Origin of the sequence: Flagellimonas baculiformis (genome assembly GCF_033441575.1) — a bacterium.
Lineage (GTDB): Bacteria > Bacteroidota > Bacteroidia > Flavobacteriales > Flavobacteriaceae > Flagellimonas > Flagellimonas baculiformis.
The window spans coordinates 344,839-370,663 of the sequence record NZ_JAUZVW010000003.1; the positions used below are offsets into that span (position 1 = coordinate 344,839).

General features: G+C 47.1%; 13 protein-coding genes. 10 read left to right on the forward strand and 3 right to left on the reverse strand.

Going from position 1 to position 25,825, the window contains the following annotated elements; all coding sequences use genetic code 11:
* The first annotated feature begins 24 nt into the window (after nt 1–24).
* Genes SD450_RS06530 through SD450_RS06575 form a run of 10 tightly spaced genes read left to right on the forward strand, consistent with a single transcriptional unit; the run spans nt 25 to nt 22,648 of the window.
* Nucleotides 25–2,406, forward strand: a complete 2,382-nt coding sequence (locus SD450_RS06530; RefSeq protein WP_318343825.1) for an ABC transporter permease — start codon at nt 25–27, stop codon at nt 2,404–2,406.
* Between the two features lie 25 nt (nt 2,407–2,431).
* Entirely contained in the window at nt 2,432–4,819 is a 2,388-nt protein-coding gene (locus tag SD450_RS06535) for an ABC transporter permease (protein ID WP_318343826.1), read from the forward strand.
* Nucleotides 4,820–4,854: 35 nt separating this feature from the next.
* Complete coding sequence (locus SD450_RS06540) at nt 4,855–7,269, forward strand: ABC transporter permease (RefSeq protein WP_318343827.1); 2,415 nt, start codon at nt 4,855–4,857, stop codon at nt 7,267–7,269.
* A 24-nt stretch (nt 7,270–7,293) separates the two neighbouring features.
* Entirely contained in the window at nt 7,294–9,726 is a 2,433-nt protein-coding gene (locus tag SD450_RS06545; protein WP_318343828.1) for an ABC transporter permease, read from the forward strand.
* A 24-nt stretch (nt 9,727–9,750) separates the two neighbouring features.
* Entirely contained in the window at nt 9,751–12,150 is a 2,400-nt protein-coding gene (locus SD450_RS06550; protein WP_318343829.1) for an ABC transporter permease, read from the forward strand.
* Nucleotides 12,151–12,162: 12 nt separating this feature from the next.
* Nucleotides 12,163–14,613, forward strand: coding sequence for an ABC transporter permease (locus SD450_RS06555; protein WP_318343830.1), 2,451 nt, complete (start codon nt 12,163–12,165; stop codon nt 14,611–14,613).
* Nucleotides 14,614–14,644: 31 nt separating this feature from the next.
* The gene (locus tag SD450_RS06560; protein ID WP_318343831.1) at nt 14,645–17,041 is read left to right on the forward strand and encodes an ABC transporter permease; all 2,397 of its coding nucleotides are present in this window, start codon (nt 14,645–14,647) and stop codon (nt 17,039–17,041) included.
* A gap of 41 nt (nt 17,042–17,082) precedes the next feature.
* Nucleotides 17,083–19,500 carry an FtsX-like permease family protein gene (locus tag SD450_RS06565; RefSeq protein WP_318343832.1) on the forward strand — a complete coding sequence of 806 codons (2,418 nt, stop codon included), beginning with the start codon at nt 17,083–17,085 and terminating at the stop codon, nt 19,498–19,500.
* A gap of 46 nt (nt 19,501–19,546) precedes the next feature.
* Nucleotides 19,547–21,973 carry an ABC transporter permease gene (locus SD450_RS06570; RefSeq protein WP_318343833.1) on the forward strand — a complete coding sequence of 809 codons (2,427 nt, stop codon included), beginning with the start codon at nt 19,547–19,549 and terminating at the stop codon, nt 21,971–21,973.
* Nucleotides 21,974–21,985: 12 nt separating this feature from the next.
* Nucleotides 21,986–22,648, forward strand: a complete 663-nt coding sequence (locus SD450_RS06575; RefSeq protein ID WP_318343834.1) for an ABC transporter ATP-binding protein — start codon at nt 21,986–21,988, stop codon at nt 22,646–22,648.
* Nucleotides 22,649–22,730: 82 nt separating this feature from the next.
* On the opposite strand, the gene SD450_RS06580 is transcribed toward SD450_RS06575, so the two are convergent.
* From SD450_RS06580 to accB, 3 genes are all read right to left on the reverse strand, one after another.
* The gene (locus SD450_RS06580; protein ID WP_318343835.1) at nt 22,731–23,849 is read right to left on the reverse strand and encodes an NAD(P)/FAD-dependent oxidoreductase; all 1,119 of its coding nucleotides are present in this window, start codon (nt 23,847–23,849) and stop codon (nt 22,731–22,733) included.
* A 35-nt stretch (nt 23,850–23,884) separates the two neighbouring features.
* A complete protein-coding gene (accC, locus tag SD450_RS06585) occupies nt 23,885–25,243 on the reverse strand; it encodes an acetyl-CoA carboxylase biotin carboxylase subunit (protein WP_108422379.1) in 1,359 nt (452 codons plus the stop codon).
* Nucleotides 25,244–25,332: 89 nt separating this feature from the next.
* Nucleotides 25,333–25,824 (reverse strand): acetyl-CoA carboxylase biotin carboxyl carrier protein, encoded by a 492-nt coding sequence (gene accB, locus SD450_RS06590; RefSeq protein ID WP_318343836.1) that lies wholly within the window; start codon nt 25,822–25,824, stop codon nt 25,333–25,335.
* Between the last annotated feature and the right edge of the window lies 1 nt (nt 25,825).

A 25,825-nucleotide genomic window follows, 5' to 3' on the forward strand; every position in this document is an offset into this window, starting at 1 on the left:
TCAAAACAATCAAAAAACACCATTATGTTCAGGAACCACCTAAAAGTCGCATGGCGTAACCTAAAGTCCAACAGACTGTTTTCCATGATAAACATTGTTGGGCTTTCCATGGGTCTGACCATTGTTATTTTACTCTTCCTGTACATTTCACACGAAAGGAGCTTTGATTCCTCCTTTCCCAAAAAAGACAGGATCCATAGGGTCCTGCTAAAAACCAATGGAGACTTTGGTTTTGAGACTTGGGCAACGGCTCCTCCGGTCACAGCATTGGCCATGCAGGAAGAGGTCACCAATGTGGAGAGTGCGGCAAGGTTGCTGAAACATAATTTTGGAAGGCCTGCCTCCATGCGGATCAGCGATCGGAATTTTACGGAAACCCTGTTCTATTGGGTCGATAAGGAACTGTTGACCATTTTCGATGTTGAATTGGTAAAAGGAGATGCGACGAGTCCTTTGGACAGACCCGGAACAGTGATCATCTCCGAGACCGCGGCCAAAACCTATTTCAACAATGAAAACCCTTTGGGCCAGACCATTTTGGTGGACAATAACATCGCCCTAGAGGTGACCGGGGTTTATAAAGATTTTCCCGAGAACAGCACCTTGGATGCAGAGATCATGGCCTCAAGTAATGGATATTGGTTTCATAACAGCAAGTCTTGGTCCAATGCCAGTTTTGAAACCTATTGCCTGTTCAAGAAAAATGTTTTATTGGATGCTACCCAGAAACAGATGGACCAAATGCTGGATGCCAACCTTCCCAAAGACGAGCAATGGTATTCATTTGGTTTACAGCCTTTGGATAAAGTCCACTTGCATTCGGCTTCCTATGGAAACTCCTACTCCTCAAGGATCGGTGACATCAATGAAGTGCGCAACCTCACCTATCTGGCCATTTTGATCCTTCTCATCGCCTGTGTAAACTATATGAACCTGACCACGGCCCGGTCCCAAAAACGCTCAAAGGAAGTGGGCATCAGCAAGACCTTGGGCGCATCCTCCGAATCATTGATCGGTAGGTTCTATGTGGAAACCGGACTCATCACAGCCATATCCATCGTTTTGGGCATTGTTCTGGCCATATTCTTACTTCCCAGCTTCAATGGGTTAACCAACCAGAACCTCAACATTGGCCTCTTGTTCAACAGCTCCTTTGGCTTGGTAGTCTTGGGCATGTGGGTGGTCACTACCTTCTTTTCAGGGCTGTATCCTTCTCTGTATCTGTCTCGGTTCATGCCGAAAGAAATTTTATCCCCCTCGCTCACCCGGGGAAAAGGGAACGTGCTTATCAGAAAAGGGTTGGTGGTGATGCAATTTGCCGCTTCCACCGCACTTATTGTGGGGGTCATGGTCATTTACCAACAAACCAAATACATCCAAAACAAAAATCTTGGTTTTGCCGCAGATAACGTGATGGCCATTTCCGTAGGCGGTTTGCGGGAAGGGGAAAACAAGAGGGCCTTGGTACAAGAGTTCGAAAACCTTTCGGAAGTAACCGCGGTGTCCATGGTACAGGGTTATCCCGGAATGGATGTCAGTGGGCGTACCCTTCGGAAAAAGGAAACGGACGAACAGGGCATGAACATCCAGACCAACGTGACGGATGCAGGCATTGTGGACGCATTGAAACTCCATCTTCTGGCCGGTAGCAGTCTTCCCAAATCCAAAAGTGAGAAGGACACTTTGGTAGAAGTGGTATTGAACAAAAAAGCCATTGATTATCTTGGGTTTACCCCTGAAGAGGCCATTGGTAAAGAAGTTTATATCGGTGTTCCCAATACCATTGTCGGGGTGGTCGAGGATTTCAACTACGAATCACTGCACCAACCCATCGGGGCCTATGCTTTTCACAACAGCCCAAGCGAAGGGAAATCCTTCATGCTGGTGCGTTTCAAATCTAGGGACTTGCTCAATACCGTTGCCGCTCTCAAAAACACATTCACGAGGGTAGTCCCCAACTTGGATTTCAATTATTCCTTCTTGGACCAGACCATTGCTAGAATGTATGCCCGGGAAAAAAGGGCGGGAAACATCAGCATTGTGTTCTGTCTTCTGGCCATTTTCGTCGCGGCCTTGGGCCTATTTGGCTTGGCGGCCTATACGGCGGAGCAGCGCAGAAAGGAAATAGGCATCCGAAAAGTATTGGGGGCATCGGTAGGTAAGATCAGTCAAATGCTTTCCAAGGATTTTGCCCAATTGGTGCTTATTGGCCTGCTGATCGGATTTCCAGTGGCCTACTTCTCCATGGAAAATTGGTTGGAGGGTTTTGCCTATCGCATCGATATACAATGGTGGGTGTTCCTTCTAGCGGGAACCATTGCATTGGGCATCGCTTTGCTGACCGTGAGTTTTCAATCCATCAGGGCGGCATTGACCAACCCCGTAAAAAGTTTGCGGACCGAATGAACTGACATCATCAAAAACAACCATCATGATCAAAAACCATTTCAAAATCGCCTGGAGAAGCCTTACCAAAAGGAAGGGCTTTGCCTTTATCAACATTTTTGGCCTATCCCTCGGCTTTGGTTGCAGCATTTTGGTTTTTCTTTTCGTGAGCCACCATTTACGGTACGATAATTTCCATGCCAACGCTGAGCGCATCTACAGGGTAAATACGGAGGAGCACAGGGACATCATCGATTACGAGGCGGCCGTGCCCCCTGGCTTTGCCAATGCATTCAAGCAAGATTACGATTATGCCGAAATCGTGGCCAAGAACGTGACCAGGGATGATTGGTTGGTGACCACTGAAAATGGAACTGGGAAAAAACAGTTCAAAGTCGATGTGGCCTTCACCGAAACTGGATTTTTTGAAATATTCAACTATCCTTTGATAGATGGCACCAATGGAGCGCCCATATCGGAACCCAACACGGCCTTGATCACTGAACAGCTGGCCAACACAATTTTCGGCGATACCGATCCCATCAACCAGACTTTTGTTTTGGAGAACAGTGAGACCATCCGTGTTACCGGTGTGTTGAAGGACCTACCCAAAACAACATTGACCCAATCCCAAATTTTCGTGTCCTTCGAGACATTGAAAAGCTATGATGAATTTACGTCATCCGAAAACTGGGGAGGGATCAACTCTTCACTGCACTGTTATGTGCTCATGCGCCCAAACCAAGATATTGCGCAGATCGAGGAACAACTCAAAGGGTATGTGCAAAAATTTAGGCCCGTACACAAAAATGTGCACCGCTATAAATTGCAGCAACTATCGGACGTCCATTTCGACAAACGCTATGAGGGCGGTATGGATGCCAAAACGCTTTGGATATTTTCCTTTGTGGGCCTTTTTATCCTTATCGTGGCCAGCATCAACTTTATCAACATATCCACCGCACAATCCACCTATCGTTCCAAGGAAGTCGGGGTGCGCAAGGTGCTGGGCAGTTTTAAGGGACAGTTGTTCTGGCAGTTCATGGCCGAAACCTTCATCATTTGCATTTCCGCCTTGGTGTTGGGCGCTGGCCTATGTCTTTTGGCACTGCCTTCCTTCAATGCTGTTTTTGACCTGGAACTTTCTTTCAAGGAACTCTTGAATGTCCAATTCTTTGCCTTTGTACTTTCCATTTTGACATTGGTCACCATATTGGCCGGAAGTTATCCTGGAGCGGTCTTGACGCGCATAGCTCCCGTTTTGGCCCTAAAAAGAAAGATTTCCCACAACGATACGGGTGGATATCTCACCCGAAAAACATTGGTGGTCACCCAATTTACCATTTCCATTGTACTGATCATTGGTACCATAGTGGTAGGAAAACAATTGAAATATGCCATCAATTCCGACCTCGGCTTTGAAAAAGAGAGTATTGTCATGGTGGAAATACCTGATGATATTGAATCCATTAAACTTCAAGGCCTTAAAGATCGAATGACAAAAAATTCTGGTGTGGAAATTGTTACGGCCTGCTTTGCGTCCCCAGGAGCTGGTAACAACTCATGGGGGACCAGTGTAAAGTTCAACAATAACCCTGAATCGGAAGAATTTAATCTTTTGGTAAAGGCAGGTGACAAAAATTATTTGGATGTCTTCAACCTGAAATTGGTGGCTGGCAGGGAATTTTATGAAAAGGATTCTGTGGACGAAGTCATCGTCAATGAAGATTTTGTGCGGAAGGTTGGCCTTTCCAATCCACAAGAAGCCCTGGACAAGTCAATCATCATCAATGGTGATTTGGTCAAGGGAAGGATTGTAGGGGTAGTCGCTGATTTTCATGATGAAGATTTTCATTCCAAAATCAATCCCATTTTTATTGCTCCACATCCAATGCTTTATACAGATTTGGCGATAAAAATCAATTTGGCAAACGCTAAAGGTGCCTTGCAACATATTGAAAGGGAATGGTCTGCCGCCTTTCCCGATTATATTTTTGAGTATGCCTTTTTAGATGACCGTGTCGCACAGCTTTATGAATCGGAACAACGGTTTTTATCACTGATCGGCGTTTTCTCGGGACTTGCCATTTTCATCGGTTGTTTGGGTATTTATGGTCTTATCCTATTTTTCATAGTTCAAAAGACCAAGGAAATAGGCATCCGGAAAGTTTTGGGGGGCAGCATACAGCATTTGGTGGGCATTGTGGTCCAGGATTTTTTCAAGCTGATCATCATTGCTGGGCTCATCGCAGCACCAGTGGCTTGGTATTTTATGGACAGATGGCTGGAAAACTTTGAGTACCGCACCAATATCAGTTGGTGGATTTTTATTGTGGCGGTCGCCGTTGTGATGGCCATCACCCTGATCACCATTCTCTATCAAGCATTGAAGGCCGCATTGACCAACCCCGTAAAAAGTTTGCGGACCGAATGAACTGACATCATCAACATCATCAAAAAACAATCATCATGTTTAAAAACCACTTACGAATCGCTTGGCGCAACATCAAAAAGGATAAGCTTTTTACCACCATTAAAATTGGTGGTTTTGCCGTAGGTATAGCCGCTTGTCTTCTGATTGCCCTTTTTATTGGGAATGAGCTGAGCTACGACACCCATTACCAGAACAAAAACCGGATTTACCGTGTGGTGATGCAGGGCGTTATGGGGGGCGAGCAGTTGAAGAGCGTCCATTTTCAACTCCCGTTCGCTGAGACCTTGGAAGCCACCTTCCCCGAAGTGCTGAAGGCGGGCAAAATAAACACAAGTGAGCTTTTTGGTGCGGGAAGAAGACCATTGCGGGCCGCTGGGACTTCCCAGAACAATTTTGAGGACGGTTTCATCTATGCGGACCAACAGGTCTTCGACATTTTGGAACTTGAGTTGGTGGAAGGCACACCGGAGAACCTCTTGACCAATCCTGGCAGCGTGGTGATGACGGCCCAAAAGGCCGCCAAATATTTCCCGGAAGGCAATGCCGTCGGAAAAACGGTCTATCTGGATGATAACTCCGCCAGACCCTACACCGTGACCGGGGTCATAAAGGAAGATCTTTCAAAGAAATCACACCTCGATTTCGATTTTCTTCTGGCCATCGAGGACACCAATATGAGCTGGTCCAACAACAATTATTTCACCTATCTGTTGCTGGACGACAAAGCGGATGTGGCGGCCCTGGAGAAGAAAATGGCTTCCATTCTCGAGCAATATGTCATCCCGGCCTATAAGGAACGAATGAGGGGAGAGGAATTCATGGAAGTTTTAAAAACGTTGGAATACAAACTACAACCTGTTGGGGACATCCACCTAAGATCTGATGCGAAAATGGGCGATGGCCTTCAACATGGCGACATCCGTTTTGTTTGGTTGTTTGCCGCTATTGCCGGGTTTGTACTCTTGTTGGCGGTGATCAATTTCATCAATCTGTCCACTGCAAAATCCGCCAATAGGGCCAAAGAGGTGGGCTTGAAAAAAACCGTTGGTGCCTTTAAAAGCCATTTGATAAGCCAGTTCCTCACGGAGTCTGTCATCTATAGCCTCATTTCCTTTGTCATCGGGGTTTTTCTGGCTTGGCTGTTACTTCCCACCTTCAATACCATTGCGGCCAAAAGCATTATCATGCCGTGGTCGGTCTGGTGGTTCCTGCCCATCATTATAGTGGCGGCCTTGTTTGTTGGGATCATTGCCGGTCTTTACCCCGCCTTTTATCTATCTGCCTTCAAACCGGTGAACGTGCTGAAGGGCACCCTGAGCACCGGGAGCAAAAGTGGAAAACTTCGCAGTGGTCTGGTCGTTGTCCAATTTACCACCTCTGTGGTGTTGATCATCGGCACCTTGATCATCTACAACCAAATGAATTTCATTTTGGACAAGAAATTGGGCTTCAACAAAGATCAAGTACTGGTCATAAAGGGGACCAATCTTCTAAAGGACAACTCGCAGTCCTTCAAAGAAAGGCTTCTTGGGCTGTCCGATGTGAAGGCGGTTTCCATTAGCGATTACCTTCCCATTGAGGGCACCATGCGAAACGGTAACACTTTCGGGGCGATTGCCAACGGAAGTCAGGAAATATCCGTACCGGCACAGATATGGCGTGTGGACCATGATTACATCAATACGCTTGGGTTACAATTAAAGGAAGGCCGTGGCTTTTCGAAGGATTTTGCCAGCGATTCATCCGCCATTGTGATCAATTCCACCATGGCCAAGGAACTGGGTTTTGAGGACCCGATAGGAAAACGCATCAACAACGGTGAGGACTGGACCATCATCGGGGTGGTGGAGGATTTCCATTTCAAGAACCTAAAAGAGGATATTGCGCCTGTTTCCTTGGTCATTGGCGACAGCCCCAGCATGGTGTCCGTCAAACTGAGCAGCAGCGAGGCAGCGAACGCCATCCGTGACATACAGACCATCTGGCAACAATATGTGCCACAACAGGCCTTTGAATATACCTTTCTGGACCAAGAGTTTGCCCACATGCACGACGATGTCCAGCGTATGGGCAAAATATTCAACAGCTTTGCCCTGTTTGCCATTTTTGTGGCCTGTTTGGGACTCTTTGCCCTTTCCGCGTTCTTGGTGGAGCAACGGAAAAAGGAAATCAGTATCCGTTTGGTCCTTGGGGCTCCGTTCAAAAGCATTTATCAGCTGCTCACCATGGATTTCATGAAATTGATCCTACTGTCCATCATCATCGCCATCCCTATCGGTTGGTACATGATGGACCGATGGTTGGAGGACTTTGCCTACAGGATCCATATCTCATGGGGAACTTTTATGCTGGCCGGGCTTTTGGCCCTGATGATCGCATTGTTGACGGTAAGCTTTCAATCCATACGAGCCGCATTGACCAATCCTGCCAAAACATTGAGGACGGAATAAACTAGCAACCAAAAAACGAGCGCCATGTTCAAGAACAATCTGAAAATAGCCTGGAGAAGCCTGAAGAAACAACCTTTTTTCACTTTCCTGAACACATTTGGGCTGGCCATAGGCATGGCCGGTGGACTTTTGTTGGGCCTTTATATCTATGACGAACTCAGCCACGATACCATGTTTGCCGATTCGGAGCGCATCTATCGGCTCAATGCCGATATGAAATTTGGCGGTAAGGAAGAAACCCTTGCCGAAGTTTCCGCGCCCATGGCCCAAGCTGTGCTGAACGATATTCCTGAAGTGGAGCTCACCACCCGGTTCAGGGGCATTGGCAGTACATTCATCCGCACCCAAGAAGCCCTCAGCAATGTACGCGAAGCTTCGGTGACCTATGCCGACTCCACTTTTTTTAAGATGCTGGGGCTGGAATTGTTGTATGGGGATGAAGAGACCGCTTTGACGGAGCCCAACACCTTGGTGATGACGAGGACCGCCGCCGAAAAACATTTCCCAATTGATCAGGCCATTGGAAAGACCGTGCTGCTGAACGATAATACAACCTACACGGTGACAGGGGTTATGGAAGATCTGCCCAACAACTCATTTCTCAAAGACAGGAGCCTTTTTCTTTCCTTGGCCGGATATGAGGATGCCCAACTGGCCGAATGGGGAAGCCACAACTATTACACCCTCATCAAAATGATTCCAGGGACCAGGGCCGAGGCTATCCATGACCGGTTGCAGGAAATGGTGGGCAAATATGTCATCCCCTACGCCCAGGCATTTTTCCCGGGCATCACGGAGCAGCAGTTCATAGATTCGGGAAATTACATGCGCTACTCCACGATCCCATTGGAGGACATCCATTTGTATTCCAGAAGAGGTCCTGAGTTCAGCGCCGTGAGCGACATCAAGAATGTTTACATCCTTGGGGCCATTGCCCTTATCCTTTTGGTTCTGGCAAGCGTCAACTTTATGAACCTTTCCACGGCACATTCCCTCAAAAGGGCAAAGGAGGTGGGTATCCGAAAAACCTTGGGGTCCCAACGGAAGAGCCTGATCGGACAATTTTTGACGGAATCGGCATTGATTGCCCTGGGATCGCTGGTGTTCGCTGTGATCATCGCGACAGCCGTTCTCCCCTTATATAATGACTTGAGCGGAAAGGACCTTTCCCTGCCCATATCCAATCCCCTGTTTTGGTTGACCCTCTTATTGGCGGCTTTGGCATTGGGGTTCCTGTCCGGAAGCTATCCCGCACTTTTCATGTCCCGCTTTGTGGCCGCCAAGGTGCTCAAGGGACAGGGAGACCAATCTGTGGGTGGCGGACGCGTGCGGAATGTTCTCGTCATCCTGCAGTTTTCCATTTCCGTGTTTTTGATCATGGGGACCCTCACGGTTTTCCAACAATTGCGATTTATTCAAGGTAAGGACTTGGGATACGCCAAAAACCAAGTGCTGATTGTTCAAGGTGTCAATGCCCTTGAAGGAAAAAAACAAGCTTTCAAGGATGCAGTCTCCCAACTCAGCCAGGTCAACACGGCCACTTTGAGCAGCTTTTTGCCTACCCCTTCGGCAAGGAGCAGCGGCACTTTTTTGCGCGCAGAGGACCAAAGCATGGAAAAAGCGCTGAACATGCAGCAATGGCAAGTGGACGAGGATTACCTGACCACTATTGGGCTGGACATGGTTGCCGGAAGAAATTTTGACATTGACCATTTTGCCACCGATTCCTCTGCCATCTTGCTCAATGAAAAAGCCGTTGCTACTTTGGGGAAGACCCCCGAAGAAGTGCTGGGCTCACAATTTGTGGATGAATTCGATAATGGTTCGGTGGTAACGATCATTGGCGTTGTGAAGGATTTCCATTTCGAGAGCCTAAGGGACGAAGTAAGTTCCCTAGGCCTGTTCTACGGTACTGATTTTGCCAGCAATTTGGCCATAAAGCTGAATGGTGGGGATGTTTCCCGGACCCTTTCGGAAATAGAGGGGATTTGGAACGATTTGGCCCCTGCGCAGCCTTTTGAACATTATTTTATGGACGATTCCTTCAACACCAGTTATGATGCGGAACAGCGTTTGGGCCAGATATTCATGATCTTCACGGTGCTTTCCATCATCATTGCCTGTTTGGGTCTTCTTGGTCTGGCCGCCTTCAACGCACAAAAAAGAGTGAAGGAAATCGGGGTACGGAAAGTATTGGGCGCCGGTGTGGGGCAAATCGTTTACCGACTTTCCATGGATTTCCTAAGGCTTGTGGGGCTATCGGTCATCATCGCCCTGCCCTTGGGTTGGTATGCCATGGACCACTGGCTACAGGATTTCTCGTACCGCATCGACATCCCTTGGTGGATCTTTGCCCTATCGGCCCTCATGGCCGTGGGCGTTGCACTCTTGACGGTCAGTTACCAAAGTATAAAAGCAGCCGTGGCCAACCCTATCAAAAGCCTAAGGACCGAATAAACCATCAATCAAAAGTGAAAAATCATGTTTAAGAACTATCTAAAAATTGCGTGGAGGAACCTTACCAAGAACAAGGCCTATACCGTCATCAATGTAGGCGGGCTTGCACTGGGCATGGCTGTGACCCTCATTATCGGGCTATGGGTGAGGGACGAATTGAGCCATAACAACTATTTTTCCCACAAGGACCAGATTGCACAAATCTTCCAGTCGCAAACCTTTAATGGAGAGACCGGGACCGGGCCGGCCATTCCCCGGCCATTGGAAAAAGCTTTCAGGGACGGATATATGGACAATTTCAAGCATCTGGTGATGTCCTCATGGAACTCGTCCCAATACTTGAAATATAAGGAAACGAGCATATCACGTGATGGCAACTTTATGCAGCGCGAAGCACCTGAAATGCTCGACCTCAACATCCTCAAAGGTGAAAAGGACGGTGTAAGGGAGATCAACTCCATCATGCTGAACGAATCGACCGCCAATGCCCTTTTTGGAAACGAAGACCCCATTGGGAAAACCATAGAGGTCAATAGCCAATATGACATGATGGTAACGGCCGTGTATGAGGACATTCCCTTCAACAACTCTTTTAACGATGCCGAGTTCATCATGCCCTGGGACAAATATGTCTCGGTGAACGAATGGATCAAAAATGCCGAGGACCAATGGGGGAACAACTCCTTCCAAATGTTTGTGCAGATCGCCGACAATACCACCATGGAACGGGTAACATCCACCATAAAAGATGTAAAGAAGACGCTCAACAAAAATACGGAGGAATTCAACCCACAATTGTTTCTCTTCCCCATGAAGGATTGGTATCTCCGCAGCAATTTTGAAAACGGGAAACAGGTTGGTGGCCGCATCAAATATGTATGGCTTTTTGCCATCATCGGTGCTTTTGTACTCCTATTGGCCTGCATCAACTTCATGAACCTCAGCACGGCCCGTTCCGAGAAAAGGGCCAAGGAAGTGGGCATCCGAAAATCCATTGGTTCCCAGCGCCGTCAATTGATCAATCAGTTCTTGGGCGAATCCTTTTTAGTGGTGCTCTTCGCTTTTGGCATCGCCGTGCTCATTGTTATCCTGTCCTTGAACGGGTTCAACAACCTCGCCAAGAAAGAAATGACGTTCCCTTGGAGCTCCGCAGGTTTTTGGGGAATATCCTTGGTCTTTATCCTGTTCACGGCCATGCTTGCAGGCAGTTATCCCGCCCTTTATCTGTCGTCCTTCAGGCCCGTGGATGTGCTGAAAGGCACCTTCAAGGCCGGGAAGCATTCCGGATTGCCCAGAAAAATCCTTGTGGTAGTCCAATTTACGGTATCGGTGGCCTTTATCATCGGCACCGTGATCGTGATGCAACAGATCAATTACGCCAAGAACAGACCCATTGGATATGATAAGGAAGGTCTGATCCAGATTCCGACCATGAGCCAAGATTTCACGGGCAAATTCGAACTGATGCGGGATGAGTTCATCGCTTCGGGTGCGGTGATGGAGATGTCCACGTCCAGTGCCCCGACCACCAATATTTGGTCCAACCGAAGTGGCTTTGTCTGGGAAGGCAAACCGGAGGGTTTCCAAGAGGACCTTGCGTGGACCGAGGTCTCCCCTGAATATGCCAAAAGCCTTAACTTGAAGATTGTTCAGGGAAGGGATTTCTCCAGGGAGTTCCCATCTGACTCCAATGCTGTATTGATCAATGAGACCGCGGTCAAATATATGGGGCTGAAAAATCCTGTGGGCCAATTCATCAAAGATGACGATGAAGAGGATCCCAACCCGCCCATGAAGATCATCGGAGTGGTGCAGGACATGATCGCCCAATCGCCCTACGAACCCGTAAAGCAGGGCATGTACGTTTTCGATAAATATGGCAATGGCTCCTATTACAACCTAAGGTTGAACCCTAACCAAAGTGCCAGCCAGAACATTGCTGTCATTGAACGTGTGTTCAAGGAACATTTTCCCAACATTCCCTTCCAATATGATTTTGTGGACGAGGAGTATGGAGAGAAGTTTGCTTCGGAAGTGCGTATCGGTACGCTTTCCGGCATCTTTACGGCCCTTGCCATATTGATCAGTTGTCTGGGCCTTTTCGGTCTTACTTCCTTTGTGGCAGAGCAGCGTACCAAGGAAATCGGTGTCCGAAAAGTGCTGGGCGCTACCGTGTTCAATGTCTGGAACATGCTTTCCAAAGACTTTCTGAAACTGGTGATCATCTCCTGTTTCATTGCCGTGCCCATTGCCTATTACATTATGAACGGATGGTTACAGGAGTATCCCTATCGCGTGATCTTGAAGTGGTGGATCTTTGGCCTTGCCATGCTCGGGGCCATGCTCGTCACGGTCATTACCGTAAGTTTTCAGGCCATAAAGGCCGCAAGGTCCAACCCCGTAAAAAGTCTGCGGACGGAGTAAAAAAGAAAAGATATGTTCAAGAACCATCTAAAACTCGCCTGGAGAAGCATCCTCAAGAACAAGCTCTTCTCGACCATCAATGTGATAGGGCTTTCCATTGGACTTTGTGCCGCCATGGTCATTGGGGCCATTGTGCACTATGATTTTTCCTTTGATCGGTTCCACCCCGACAGTGAACGGATCTATAGGGTCACCTCGTTGTTCAAATCCAACGACGCTGAGTTTTCCAACCGTGGGGTGTCCGTTCCTTTGATGCGCACCTTTCAAGAGGGGGTACCCGGGGTGGAATTGACGGCCCCTTTCTTCAACACTTCTTTTTATAAGGTGGAGAACAGGGAGGCCGAACTGAGTTTTAGTAACGCTGAAAATGCCATACTGGCCGATGATGCCTATTTTGAATTGTTCCAATACGAATGGCTGGCCGGGGAAAGCGAATCCGCCCTTTCGGAACCGGGTCAAGTGGTCCTCTCCCGAGAAAAGGCCGAAAGATACTTTCCGCATACCCAAATGGCAAACATTGTGGGGCGCACCCTCATCTACAATGATTCCATTCCCGTAAAAGTCACTGGTGTGGTCGCCGACTTCGAGAAGAAAAGCGATTTGGGGTTTAACGAATTCGTTTCCCTGGCTTCGGCCAAAATGTTCGATAGAAAAGATGTGGCCACCAACGATGAGTGGAACAACACAAGTTCTGGAGACCAGCTTTTTATTAAAATAAAGGATATGGCCAGCATCCCCGCCATCCAATCCAGACTGGATGCTTTGGCATTGGAACACAAAAACACGGAGCCTTGGGCCATCAACGATGAGCGGTTGTTCGTTCTCCAGCCCTTGGCCGATATCCATTTTGGCGGAAAACATGGGGACTATCCTTTCAACAATTCAGATTATGTGGCCAGCATGACCGTTCTGAAAAGCCTTGCCTTTGTGGCCCTCTTCCTGCTCTTGTTGGGTTGTGCCAACTTCATCAATTTGACCTCTGCCCAGGCCTTGACCCGGGCCAAGGAAATCGGGATACGCAAAACCTTGGGAAGTTCCAAGAAACAGGTGGTGCGCCAGTTCTTAGTGGAGACTTTTATCTTGACATTGTTGGCCGCAGTGTTGTCCTTGGTCTTGGCACCCCTTCTTTTACGACAGTTCATGGACTTTCTGCCAGGGGATATTGACCTTTCGGTGCTCTACAGTGCCAAAGGTGCAGTGAGTATATTGGCATTGGTCGTTGTGGTCAGTCTTCTTTCTGGCTTTTATCCTGCCTTTGTGTTGTCCAAGTTCAGGCCTGTTTTGGTCTTGAAAGGTCAGTTCAGCAAGGGGGACAAAGGGGTTCGTCTTAGAAAAACATTGACCGTTTTCCAATTTGTCGTGGCACAGGTCTTTGTCATCGCCACCGTATTGGTAGGCAAACAGATTTACTTTGTAATGAACAAGGACATGGGCCTTAAAACCGATGCCGTGGCTTATGTGTACTTGCCTTGGAACGATAATTCCGAGGTGAAAAAAGAGCGCCTGTTCCATCAAATAAAGGAAGTAGAAGGTGTTTCCAATGTTAGTTGGGGAAACAATCCGCCCACCTCCAATAACACCTCTTCCACCATATTGACCTATTTCAAGGACGGTTCGGAGATGCACCAAGAGACAGAGCTCTTGTGGGGAGATCTTTCCTATTTAAAAACATACCAAATTCCCTTATTGGCAGGAAGGGACCGTTTAAATGACAGTATCAGGGAATATGTGGTGAACGAAGCCTTTGCCAAGGCCATAGGGTTCCAAAATGCTCCTGATGTAGTCGGGGCCACGGTAAAGTTGGATACCATGAACATCCCTGTTGTGGGCCTGATGAGGGATTTTAACCAACGTTCCCTACGGTCCACCATCAATCCCATGGCCCTTACTGGTGATTGGGGCGACGAAGATTATTCCAGTTTCCGAAGCATCCATTTTGATCTGGGCAACAATACGGAACAGTGGGCAACATCCATCGCAGAGATTGAAAGGACATGGGCCGCTGTGTTCCCCGATGAAGAGGTGAACGTACAATTCATGGACGAGACCGTGGAAGGTTTTTACAGAAGGGAGCGTAGCACCATGCAACTGCTTAAGTGGGCCACTGGCCTGGCCATTATCATCAGTTGTCTCGGTCTTTTGGGACTGGCGGTCTATACCACCGAACGAAGGGTAAAGGAAATTGGGGTTCGCAAGGTGCTTGGGGCCAATTTGGCACAACTGAACCTTTTGCTTTGCAAGGAATTCTTGCTGTTGGTAGGTATCGCCTTCGTTATTTCAGTGCCCATTTCTTGGTACCTCATCCATGAATGGATGCAGAGTTTTGCCTACAAGACCTCCATGAGTTGGTGGGTCTTCCTTTCCAGTGGACTGGGAATGGTAGTAGTGGCCTTGGCCGTCATTGGCTCTAGGACCTACAGAGCCGCCAACATCAATCCGGTGGAAAGTTTGAGAACGGAATGATCACAACCCATCAATCAAAAAACAAAAAATCATGTTGAAGAACTATTTCAAGATCGCTTGGCGAAACCTTATCAAAAACAAGGTGTACTCCTTCATTAATATTTCCGGGCTCAGCTTGGGCCTGGCCTGTGCGATGTTGATCATTCTCTATGTCAAGGATGAGGTGAGTTATGACAGGTTCCATGAAGGTGGCGAACATATTTATCGTATTGTAAGCCAAAACTATAACGAAAGTGGTGTCCCAGAAGGCAAGAACTCCAGTACCGGCTTCCTGCAAGGGCCAAGGTTTACTGAGGACATTCCTGACATCAAGGAATTTGTGAGGATACAAAGCGGTAGAAACGATGTAAAAATCGGAGGCGAGGTCGTTTCCCGAGATCTGCACTATGTTGATCCCAATTTCTTTTCCATGTTCACCTTCCCCATCATCTCAGGAAATCCCAAGACCTGCTTGTCCGAACCCTTTTCGGTGGTCATTTCGGAAGAGCTCGCCCTTACGCAGTTTGGTACTACCAATGCGGTGGGCAAGACCATGATGTTCCGTGACAATGAGGATTTTGTTCCCTATACCGTGACGGCCGTATCCCGCAAAAGTCCGCAAAACTCCTCCATAAAATTTGACATGCTCCTGCCCTTGGAGGTTCCCAAAGAAGATCTTGCCAACAATTTCAACTGGTTCAATTTCTTCCTGAACACCTTTGTTTCCCTGAAACCAGGGACCAATGTGGACGTGGTCAATGACAAGATGCAGGATCTTTATCTGGCACAATCTGCCGACGCGGCAAAAATCATCAAAGAACAATATGGGGACGATGGGCTCCCACCAAAATATTTCCTCCAGCCTTTTACGGACATGCACCTCAACAAGGAACTCCCAGCCCAAAATGGGTTGACGGATGCTAGCAATCCCACTTTTTCCTATATTTTGTCCGGCATTGCACTGTTCATCCTTTTGATTGCCTGCATCAATTTTGTGAACCTCACTGTGGCCCGTTCCGTAAGGCGGTCACAAGAAATCGGTATCCGAAAAGTGGTCGGAGGGAAAAGAAAACAACTTGTCTTTCAGTTCTTGGGAGAATCCTTCTTGCTGTGCTTTTTTGCTTTTACAATGGCCATTCTTTTGGTGCAATTGGCCTTGCCCATTTTTAATGGATTGGCCAACAAACAATTGTCCCTCTCCTTTTTGTTCGATGTCAAACTGGTATTGGGGTATGTGTCACTCTTTGCCATTACAGGCATATTGGCCGGGTTCTACCCCGCTCTCGTTCTTTCCAGGTACAGCCCTGTGGACACTTTGTACAGTCGTTTTGTCCTCTCTGGAAAAAATTACCTTCAAAAATCCTTGGTGGTGCTTCAATTTACCTTGGCCTCCTTGTTGATCATATGCACTTTTGTCATTTACAAACAATTCGATTTTTTGACCACCCAAGAATTGGGTTACGATGACTCTGATCTGGTACTGTTGCAGAAAAATCGTTTGACAGACGATGAATTTGATGCCTTCAAAGGCCGCCTTGCTTCCTATGGAAACATCGTGGAGGTGGCAGGCAAGAATGGTGGCGGCTGGACCACCATTGCGAAAGTGGAAGGCGACAAACAAGTACAGTTTGCCTATGAAACGGTAAACCAGTCCTATATTCCTGCTTTGGGCATACAACTAAAGGAAGGTAGGAACTTTTCCGAGGACCATCCTTCGGATGCCGCCCAATCCGTTTTGGTGAACGAGGCCTTTGTGAAGGAAGCCGGTTGGAGCGATCCGATTGGTCAAACGGTGGATTTCTGGTACAATGGCGAAAAATACACCGTGATCGGTGTGGTAAAGGATTACCATTACGACTCTCTTGGCCAGACCATCCGGCCGCAGCTCTTTACCATGAAACCAACCAATGAATTGGGGATGCTGTACGTGAAAATAGCCCCGGGAAGCGCCACATCATCCATAGCGAACATTGAAAAAGTGTTCAGGGACATGTTCCCCTTTGACCCATACAGTTACCAATTTCTGGAAGACCAGAATTATCAAAGCTACGAAGCCGAGGCCAAGTGGAAACAAATCATGCTGTTCAGTGCCATTCTCACCATTTTCATTTCCTGCATCGGCCTGTTCGGTCTATCTGTGCTCTCTGCGGAGAAACGGACCAGGGAAATTGGGATCCGAAAAATTTTGGGGGCCTCCATAAACAATGTGGTAGCTATCCTTTCCAAGGATTTTATAAAATTGGTGTTGGTCGCCCTGTTGATCTCCATACCTGTCGCATGGGCCATCGCCCATAAATGGCTGGAAAACTATCCCTATCGGATTCAATTGGGCTGGCAGGTGTTTGCCATTGCCTCCCTATTGGTCATTCTGATAGCGTTATCCACCATTAGTTTTCAGTCCATCAAGGCGGCAGTGGCCAATCCATCGGACTCTTTAAAAGCACAATAAGTTTGTCCGAAGGACAGTATAAACCAAAAAAAACGGAAATCATGTTGAAGAACTATTTTAAGATCGCTTGGCGAAACCTTGTCAAAAACAAGGTCTTTTCCCTTGCCAACATCGTAGGCCTTAGCTGTGCCTTTGCCGTGGCCATTCTATTGACCATGACAGCTCTTTTTGAGCTTTCCTTTGACCAATTCCACGAAAACAAGGATTCTGCGTACCAACTTTACCTTTCCAACCAAACCCCGAGAGGTACGGAAATCAGCACCTCCAATCCAGTGCCCCTGGCCCCTGCCCTTTTGGAAGAGGTATCGGGCATCAAGCATATTGCGCGGGCGGTGAGCGAAGATGTGTTGGTGACCTACAATGCCAAGGAGTTGAGTTTGGATGCGGAATATCTAGACCCCGCGTACTTTGACATTTTCACTTATCCGACCCTTTGGGGAAACACCGAGAACCCCTTGCCGGAAAAGAACTCCGTGGGAATTACCGAAGAAACGGCCAAAAAAATATTTGGAACCACCGACAATGTGGTAGGCAAGACCATTTCCCTTAAAATGGGAAGGGACGAACAGCCCTTCACCATTGCCTCCATACTGGCCGAGACCCCAAAGAACAGCAGTGTTGACTTTGAAATTGTGGTGCCCTTCGAGAGCCATCCCGATTACCTGTCCAACAAAGACGTGTGGGACTCCCAGTTCCATCCGATATACCTCCAACTGGAAAAAGGGGTCTCTGTGGCGCAGTTTGAACAAAACACAGCTCACTTTACCGCCCTCCACTACAGGGGAAGTATAGAAAGTGAGATCCGTGATGGTGCCGTTCCGGATGCCAATGGCAGGTACAAACAGTTCCATTTGATGCCCATTGCCGATAGACATTTTGCATCCTACACATCTGGTGTCGCAAAAGTGGACCGCATTTTCCCCTATATGATTTTGGGGATTGCCTTCGTCATCATTTTCATTGTAAGTGCCAATTTCATCAACATGAGCATAGCACTCAGTGAAAAACGCTTGAAGGAAATCGGGATGCGAAAGACCTTGGGCGCCATAAAAAAACAACTCTTCTTCCAGTTTTGGATGGAAAGTGTCTTGGTCTTTGCCGTATCCGTGGGATTGGGATTGGTGGCGAGCAATCTGCTCTTGAATCCGTTCAAGACGCTTTTTAATACCAAGGCCTCATTTTCAGATGTTACCCAACCCAGTGTGATCATCCTGTTTGTGCTTGCGCTATGTATCATTACGTTGATTGCAGGAGGTTATCCTGCCCTGTTGATGAGCAAATTGGGCACGCTAAAAGCACTTCGCGGGAAATTGGAGGTGGGCAAGAACCGTCTGCGCAACAGCTTGATCGTTCTTCAATTTGTAATTGCCATCATCCTCATCAGTGGAACCTTGGTGCTGCATGGCCAGATAGAATTTATGCGGAATAAGGACCTAGGGTACAATAAGGAACAGGTGGTCTCCATCCCGTTGAACGGAAAAAAGAACAGCTACAGTGTGGTGAACCTCCTTCGTGACGAGCTAGAGGGCAATCCGGACATCTTGGGCGTTTCGGGTGCCGACAACAATCTAGGCCGTGGACGGGACGGCAGCCAATCCAGTAGCATGATGGGCTTTGATTACAAGGGAAGGGGAGTCATCACCAATGCCTTGACCGTGGACTATGACTATGTAAAGACTTTGGACCTACAATTGGTTGCCGGGCGTGCATTCGATAGGGATTTTGCCATGGACAGCCTCAGTTTGGTCATCAACGAAACCATGGCAAAACAACTTGGGGAGGAGGACCCGCTCTCCACCCGCATTCCCATGGATGATGGCGCAGTGACCTATTCGGTGATCGGTGTCATCAAAGATTATCATTTTCAAGAAATCAGCAAGCAGATAGAGCCCTTGACCCTGTTCATGAACAAGGATTGGGACCTGTATTATGCCTATGTAAAAGTTTCACCAAAAAACGTGGCCAAATCCTTTGATGCCATAAAGGCCGCTTGGGAAAAAATAGAGCCCCAGGCCGAATTTTTGGGATCTTTTCTGGATGAGAACGTGGACCGTACCTTCAGACGTGAAAAAACCATGGCAACCATTGTCTCCAGTGGAAGCGTGCTGGGCATTTTATTGAGCTGCATCGGGCTTTTTGCCATTTCCATGTTGGTGGTGGCGCAGCGCACCAAGGAAATCGGGGTGCGAAAAGTGGTAGGAGCCAGTGTTTCCTCCGTGGCCCTATTGCTCACCAAGGATTTTTTAAAGTTGGTGGGCATTGCCTTTGTGATCGCCACGCCCATTGCTTGGTACTTTTTGAATGAATGGTTGCAGAACTATGCTTTCCATGTTACATTGAGCCCATTGTTCTTTCTGGGGGCCGGATTTTTGGCTACCCTTATTGCATTCATCACGGTGGGTACCCGAACCGTGAAGGCCGCATCGGCCAATCCCGTAAAAAGTTTACGAACCGAATAGGTCAAACTGAACTGAAGATATACCAACAAATCAAAAAAAGAAAATCATGCTTAAGAACTATCTGAAAATTGCCGTAAGGTATCTTCTTAAGAACAAACTGTATTCCATCATCAATGTCTTTGGTCTGGCCGTGGGTATAGCTTCATTTGTTCTTATAATGCTCTATGTGAATTATGAAAAGAGCTATGATACATTTGAAGGTTCGGAAAATGTGTACAGGACCTACATGGATTACCTTGAAGGGGACACCTATGTGCCGGGTGATGCAGCAACTTACAATGCATCCGGTCCCGCTTTAAAGGAAATGTTTCCTGAAGTAGTGGACTATGTACGGTTTTACTATTTTGAAAAATTGACGTTCAAAGTAGGAGAAAAGATCTTGGAGCAGCCATTGGGGTCTTTGGTGGACCCTTCCTATTTCGAGATATTTAATTATCCGTTGTTAAAAGGGAATACTAAAACAGTTTTGGCAGAGCCCAATTCCATTGTGCTTTCAAAATCATTTGCCCAAAAACTTTTTGGAAATGAAAACCCCTTGAGAAGAACAGTTTCTGTCTTTGAGGATGGCAAAGAGAGCCAACTTACGGTGACAGGTGTTATGGAAGATGTTCCCGAGACCACGCATTATAGAAATTCATTCCTCATTTCTTTTGAGACCGAAAAAACATTGACCGATTTTGGTCCAACGGCCCATGAACTAAATTGGAACATGAACAACTATTATACGTATCTGAAGTTGGCCCCAAATACCAATATTGATGTGCTACGTCAGAAAATAATGGATAGTGATATTGAGAAAAATGAAACTGAGAGACACAATATAGAACCTATCGAAGATATTCATTTGTATTCCGATAAGCCCTATGAAGTCGCTGTCAACGGTAGTATTCTTAGAATAAAGTTCTTAACGGCCATCGCCTTTATAATCCTTGTTCTTTCTTGGTTGAACTATGTCAATCTTTCGACGACAAAGTCTATGGAAAGGGCAAAGGAAGCGGGTATTCGAAAAGTTGCAGGCGCAAAAAAATCGCAGCTCATCGTCCAATCTTTAATGGAATCCATACTGCTCAACTTTTTCGCCATGACCATTGCCCTATCATTGGTTTTTGGTTCACTGCCCCTATATAACAGCATTACCGGAAATGAACTCAACCTTGATTGGGAAGCTCTCCTGAAATTTGCCCCCTATTTTATTTTTATTTTGGGCGGCATAATCCTAGCAGGACTTTACCCTGCCTTCTTGCTCAGTAGATATTCGCCGGCCAAAGCGTTGAAAGGGAAGGTGAAGGCTTCGACAGAGGGCATTGGGTTGCGGAAAGGACTTATCGTAACGCAGTTTTTTGCTACCATCGTCCTATTGACAGGGACATTCATTATCACCAAACAAATCAATTTTTTGGACAATCAGCCCATTGGTGCCGAGGTTGGCCAAGTCATGGCCCTGCACGGGACAGTGGTTTCGACCAAGTCGGATTCTTTGGTCAACAATGATTTTAGGGTTTTGAAAGAGCAGTTGGAAGGTTTTCCTTTTATTGAGAAGACGGCCATTGCCCAGACGTATCCCGGGGACAGTTTTGACAATCTGTCCTCGACCCGTGGGGTTTTTTTGCCCGACGGAAAAAATGACAGATCAAATATTTTCTATACCTATCATGCCCAACCGGATTATTTTGACTTAATGGACATTGAGTTTTTGGCGGGGGGTACCTTTGTGCGGAATTCTGGTTTCGAGGGAAATCAGATTGTAGTAAACGAGACCTTTTTAAAAACCATGGGGATTTCATCTCCAGAGGAACTACTGAATAAAACGGTGAGTTTCTGGGGGAACAATGAATGGAAAGTTGTGGGGATTATCAAGGACTATTATCATTTCGGGTTGAAAAGCCCGATATTGCCAATGATCATCAGATATCAGGACAACATGAGCAACCTATTGATAAAACTTGATAAATCCGCGACATCAGTTGCCGGTGTTTCATCAGCTCTAAGTCAAGTTGAAAATAAATGGCGTGAGGTTTTTCCAAAGAGCACATTTGATTATACGTTCTTGGACGAAAAGTTTGAGGCCCAATATGAGCAGGACAAAGCTTTTGGAAACGCCTTTCAGATTTTCACGGTTCTCTCCATTCTTATAGCATCATTGGGGCTTTTTGGTCTTACGGCATATACCGTAGTGCTGCGAAAAAAGGAGATTGGAATAAGAAAGGTCAATGGTGCAACTATAACGCAAGTACTAACCTTGCTGAACAAAGACTTTGTAAAATTGTTAGGTTTGGCCTTTGTTATGGCCATACCATGCTCATTATATGTGATGAACCAATGGTTGGAAGGATTTACCTATAGAACAAATTTCAGTTGGTGGATATTCGCCTTAGCGGGAACGACTGCACTTCTGATCACTTTTCTGACCGTAAGCTGGCAAAGCTTTAAAGCTGCTATCGCCAATCCGGTGGAATCATTAAAAGATGAATAAATACAACATACTATGCTTTTACAACTCAACAACTTGTTCAAATGGGTCAACTCCGGTGGCCAACGTATTTTTTTATTGAAGGACATCAACCTCGAAGTGGAGGAAGGGGAGTTCATTTCCATCATGGGCCCTTCGGGTTCCGGAAAATCCACCTTGCTCAACGTCATTGGGATGCTGGATGCCTTTGATGAGGGGGAGTACCACTTTTTGGACGAGTCTGTCCACACACTCAAAGAAAAGCATAGGTCCAATCTGTACAAGGAATACATTGGATTTGTGTTCCAATCCTATCACCTTTTGGACGAGCTTACGGTGAAGGAAAACCTCGAAATGCCCTTGATCTACAAAAATTTCAAGGGTTCGGAGCGAAAGGCCATGGTGGCCGATATGCTGGACCGTTTCAGCATTGTGGGCAAGAAAGACCTTTTCCCCTCACAATTGAGTGGTGGCCAGCAACAATTGGTGGGTATTGCACGGGCGCTCATTTCCAATCCAAAGTTGATTTTGGCCGATGAACCAACCGGAAACCTCAACTCCAAACAAGGAGAGGAAATCATGGACATCTTCAAGCAACTGAACGATGACGGGGTGACCATCATCCAAGTGACCCACTCGGAGAAAAATGCAGAATATGGCAGCAGGGTCATCAATCTTTTGGATGGAAGGATGATCTGAGTAAAAAAGTTCAAGTTCAAGCGTAAGTGTCAAGTTCAAGGAATTTCTCTTGTTTTTGAACTTGATACTTGTGCTTGCTACTTTAGCCAGCTAGTTCGGCCAATTCCTTACCCACAAGGCTGCCCAGGGCCACGCCCATGCCGCCAAGACGCACCCCGCAGAAAACGGAATTGGAAACTTGTTTTACTATTGGGGTCTTGTGGCCCCCAACCCCCATAATGCCGCTCCACCTTCGGTCTATTTTTACCTGCTGATGGGGCAAAATGATGTTGTGGAGCAGTTCCTCCAGTTTGGCCTGAATGGTCTGGGTCTGTCCAAATTCCATGGTTTCTTCCGTTTTGAAATCGAGGTTACGGCCCCCGCCAAAAAGAATGCGATCGTCAATGTTCCTAAAGTAGTAGTACCCCTCCTCAAAATGGAACGTACCCTTGATCTTTAGGCCTTTGATGGGTTCTGTGATCAAAACTTGGGCGCGTGCCGGCCTTACGGTTTCGGTCTTCAGCAATTTGGCCGCAAAGCCATTGGTGGCCACAAAAACCTTCTTGGTCTCAAACTGAAAATTGGGGGTGACAAGGGTGGCTCCATTGCTCTGCTCCAATAACTCTTCCACTTGTATCCCATTTAAAATGGGAATCCCTTTGGAAAGGCACTTTTGGATAAGTGCGTGCATCATCTTGCCCGTATCCAGTTGTCCTTCAAATTGATGGGTGATATATTTCTCACGAATATGCCCAAATCCAAAGGTGTTTTCAGTAGTAACGAACGGGTCTTTTCCAAAAATGGGCCGGAGCAGTCGGTTCAAATGCTCCATTTGGTCCAAACAGTTGTCGTAGAGATCGGGGTTGTGTTCCGCAAAAAGTTCATGCCCTCCCCTTTGCTCAAAACCGATGGTCTTGTCCCCCAAAAGTTGCCGAAGGTTATGAATGCCCTCCCAGCGTTTCTGTACAAGGTTCACCACCTCTTCCTCGGAATGCGACCTAAGGTCGGACAACACTTCGGAAATACTACCGAAACAGGCAAAACCAGCATTTTTGGTGCTTGCTCCTTGGGGCAAACTGCCTTTTTCCAAAACCAGGATCTTGCTCTTGGGGTATTGTTCCTTAAGTTGAAGGGCACAGTTCAGACCAACGATGCCACTGCCAATGACGGTAAAATCCACATTGGAGAACCAGGTTTTATATTCCCAATAGCTCAGTTGCATAAAATAAAAACCCCGACTTTCATCGGGGTCTCAAATTAATGTTCGTCTTGATATTTTGGATCCATCTTGAACCCTTCCATAAATTTGGTGGTGTAATTGCCCGCCAAATAATCGGGGTGGTCCATCAACTGGCGATGGAATGGAATCGTGGTCTTAATCCCTTCGATCACAAACTCGTCCAAAGCCCTTCGCATCTTATTGATGGCCTCTTCCCTGGTCTGGGCCGTGGTGATCAACTTGGCGATCATGGAATCGTAGTTGGGCGGGATCATATAACCGCTGTACACGTGGGTGTCCAAACGTACCCCATGCCCACCAGGAGTGTGCAGGGTCGTGATTTTTCCTGGGGATGGCCTAAAATCGTTATAGGGATCCTCGGCATTGATCCTACACTCGATGGAATGCAATTTTGGATAGTAGTTTTTCCCTGAAATCGGCACACCACCAGCCACCAAGATCTGTTCTCGGATCAAATCGTAGTCCACCACCTGCTCAGTAATGGGGTGTTCCACTTGGATACGGGTGTTCATCTCCATAAAATAGAAGTTTCGGTGTTTGTCCACCAAAAACTCTATGGTTCCCGCGCCTTCATATTTGATGTATTCCGCGGCCTTTACAGCTGCTTTTCCCATTTCTTCCCTTAGGGAATCGGTCATGAATGGTGAAGGGGTTTCTTCGGTCAATTTTTGGTGCCTACGCTGCACGGAACAGTCCCTTTCGGACAAGTGACATGCTTTTCCGTACTGGTCTCCCACCACTTGAATTTCGATGTGTCTGGGCTCTTCGATGAGTTTTTCCATGTACATCCCCCCGTTGCCAAAGGCAGCAGTGGCTTCTTTAACGGCACTCTCAAAGTTTTTCTCTATTTCTTCCTCGGACCAAATGGCGCGCATTCCTTTTCCCCCACCACCGGCAGTGGCCTTGATCATGACGGGGTAGCCCATTTTTTTGGCCTCCTTCTTGGCATGGTCCACATCTTTCAAAAGTCCTTGGGAACCGGGCACGGTAGGTACACCGGCCTTCTTCATGGTTTCCTTGGCCGTGGCCTTGTCACCCATTTTGTCTATCTGCTCCCCAGAAGCTCCTATGAACTTGATGTCGTGCTCGGCACAGATCTTGGAAAACTTGGAGTTTTCGGAAAGGAAGCCATATCCGGGGTGGATGGCATCTGCATTGGTGATTTCCGCAGCAGCTATAATGTTGGGGATCTTCAAATAGGACTCACTACTTGGCGCGGGACCGATGCATACGGCCTCGTCCGCAAAACGCACGTGAAGGCTCTCCTCATCGGCCTTGGAATATACGGCCACGGTCTTGATGCCCATTTCCTTGCAGGTACGTATGATCCGTAGTGCTATTTCCCCCCTGTTTGCAATCAATATTTTCTTGAACATAGAATACAATTTTAAATTCTGGATTCTAAATTTTAAATGGTTTTAAATAACTAACAATTAGTCACTTAAAATTTAGCATTTAAAATTATCTATGATGGGTCCACTAGGAACAATGGTTGGTCGAACTCCACTGGGGAAGAATCATCTACCAATATTTTGACAATCTTACCGGAAACCTCGGATTCAATATCGTTGAAGAGTTTCATGGCCTCGATCACACAAAGCACATCTCCCTTTTTAATGGATGTCCCTACCTCAACAAAAGCAGGTTTGTCCGGCGATGGTTTTCTGTAGAAGGTCCCTATGATGGGGGATTTTATGGTAATGTATTTTGAATCATCCGTCTTGGGCGCGGCTTCCGTAGCGGGGGCCGCGGGAGTGCTTGCTGCTGGGGCTGCCGCCATGGGGGCTGCTGCTGGAGCCTGGGCCATTGGAATTTGCTGCACAATGGTGGTCTCGGGGTAATTTGAGTCTCCTCCGGTGCGGATGGTGATCTTGAAATCATCCATTTCCAACTTTACCTCACTGGCACCCGATTTGGCCACAAACTTGATTAAATTCTGAATTTCCTTAATGTCCATC

Bases quoted from the DNA above. Each gene is read 5' to 3' on its own strand.
- SD450_RS06530 (WP_318343825.1), top strand. From the start codon at position 25: ATGTTCAGGAACCACCTAAAAGTCGCATGGCGTAACCTAAAGTCCAAC.
- SD450_RS06535 (WP_318343826.1), top strand. From the start codon at position 2,432: ATGATCAAAAACCATTTCAAAATCGCCTGGAGAAGCCTTACCAAAAGG.
- SD450_RS06540 (WP_318343827.1), top strand. From the start codon at position 4,855: ATGTTTAAAAACCACTTACGAATCGCTTGGCGCAACATCAAAAAGGAT.
- SD450_RS06545 (WP_318343828.1), top strand. From the start codon at position 7,294: ATGTTCAAGAACAATCTGAAAATAGCCTGGAGAAGCCTGAAGAAACAA.
- SD450_RS06550 (WP_318343829.1), top strand. From the start codon at position 9,751: ATGTTTAAGAACTATCTAAAAATTGCGTGGAGGAACCTTACCAAGAAC.
- SD450_RS06555 (WP_318343830.1), top strand. From the start codon at position 12,163: ATGTTCAAGAACCATCTAAAACTCGCCTGGAGAAGCATCCTCAAGAAC.
- SD450_RS06560 (WP_318343831.1), top strand. From the start codon at position 14,645: ATGTTGAAGAACTATTTCAAGATCGCTTGGCGAAACCTTATCAAAAAC.
- SD450_RS06565 (WP_318343832.1), top strand. From the start codon at position 17,083: ATGTTGAAGAACTATTTTAAGATCGCTTGGCGAAACCTTGTCAAAAAC.
- SD450_RS06570 (WP_318343833.1), top strand. From the start codon at position 19,547: ATGCTTAAGAACTATCTGAAAATTGCCGTAAGGTATCTTCTTAAGAAC.
- SD450_RS06575 (WP_318343834.1), top strand. From the start codon at position 21,986: ATGCTTTTACAACTCAACAACTTGTTCAAATGGGTCAACTCCGGTGGC.
- SD450_RS06580 (WP_318343835.1), bottom strand. From the start codon at position 23,849: ATGCAACTGAGCTATTGGGAATATAAAACCTGGTTCTCCAATGTGGAT.
- accC (WP_108422379.1), bottom strand. From the start codon at position 25,243: ATGTTCAAGAAAATATTGATTGCAAACAGGGGGGAAATAGCACTACGG.
- accB (WP_318343836.1), bottom strand. From the start codon at position 25,824: ATGGACATTAAGGAAATTCAGAATTTAATCAAGTTTGTGGCCAAATCG.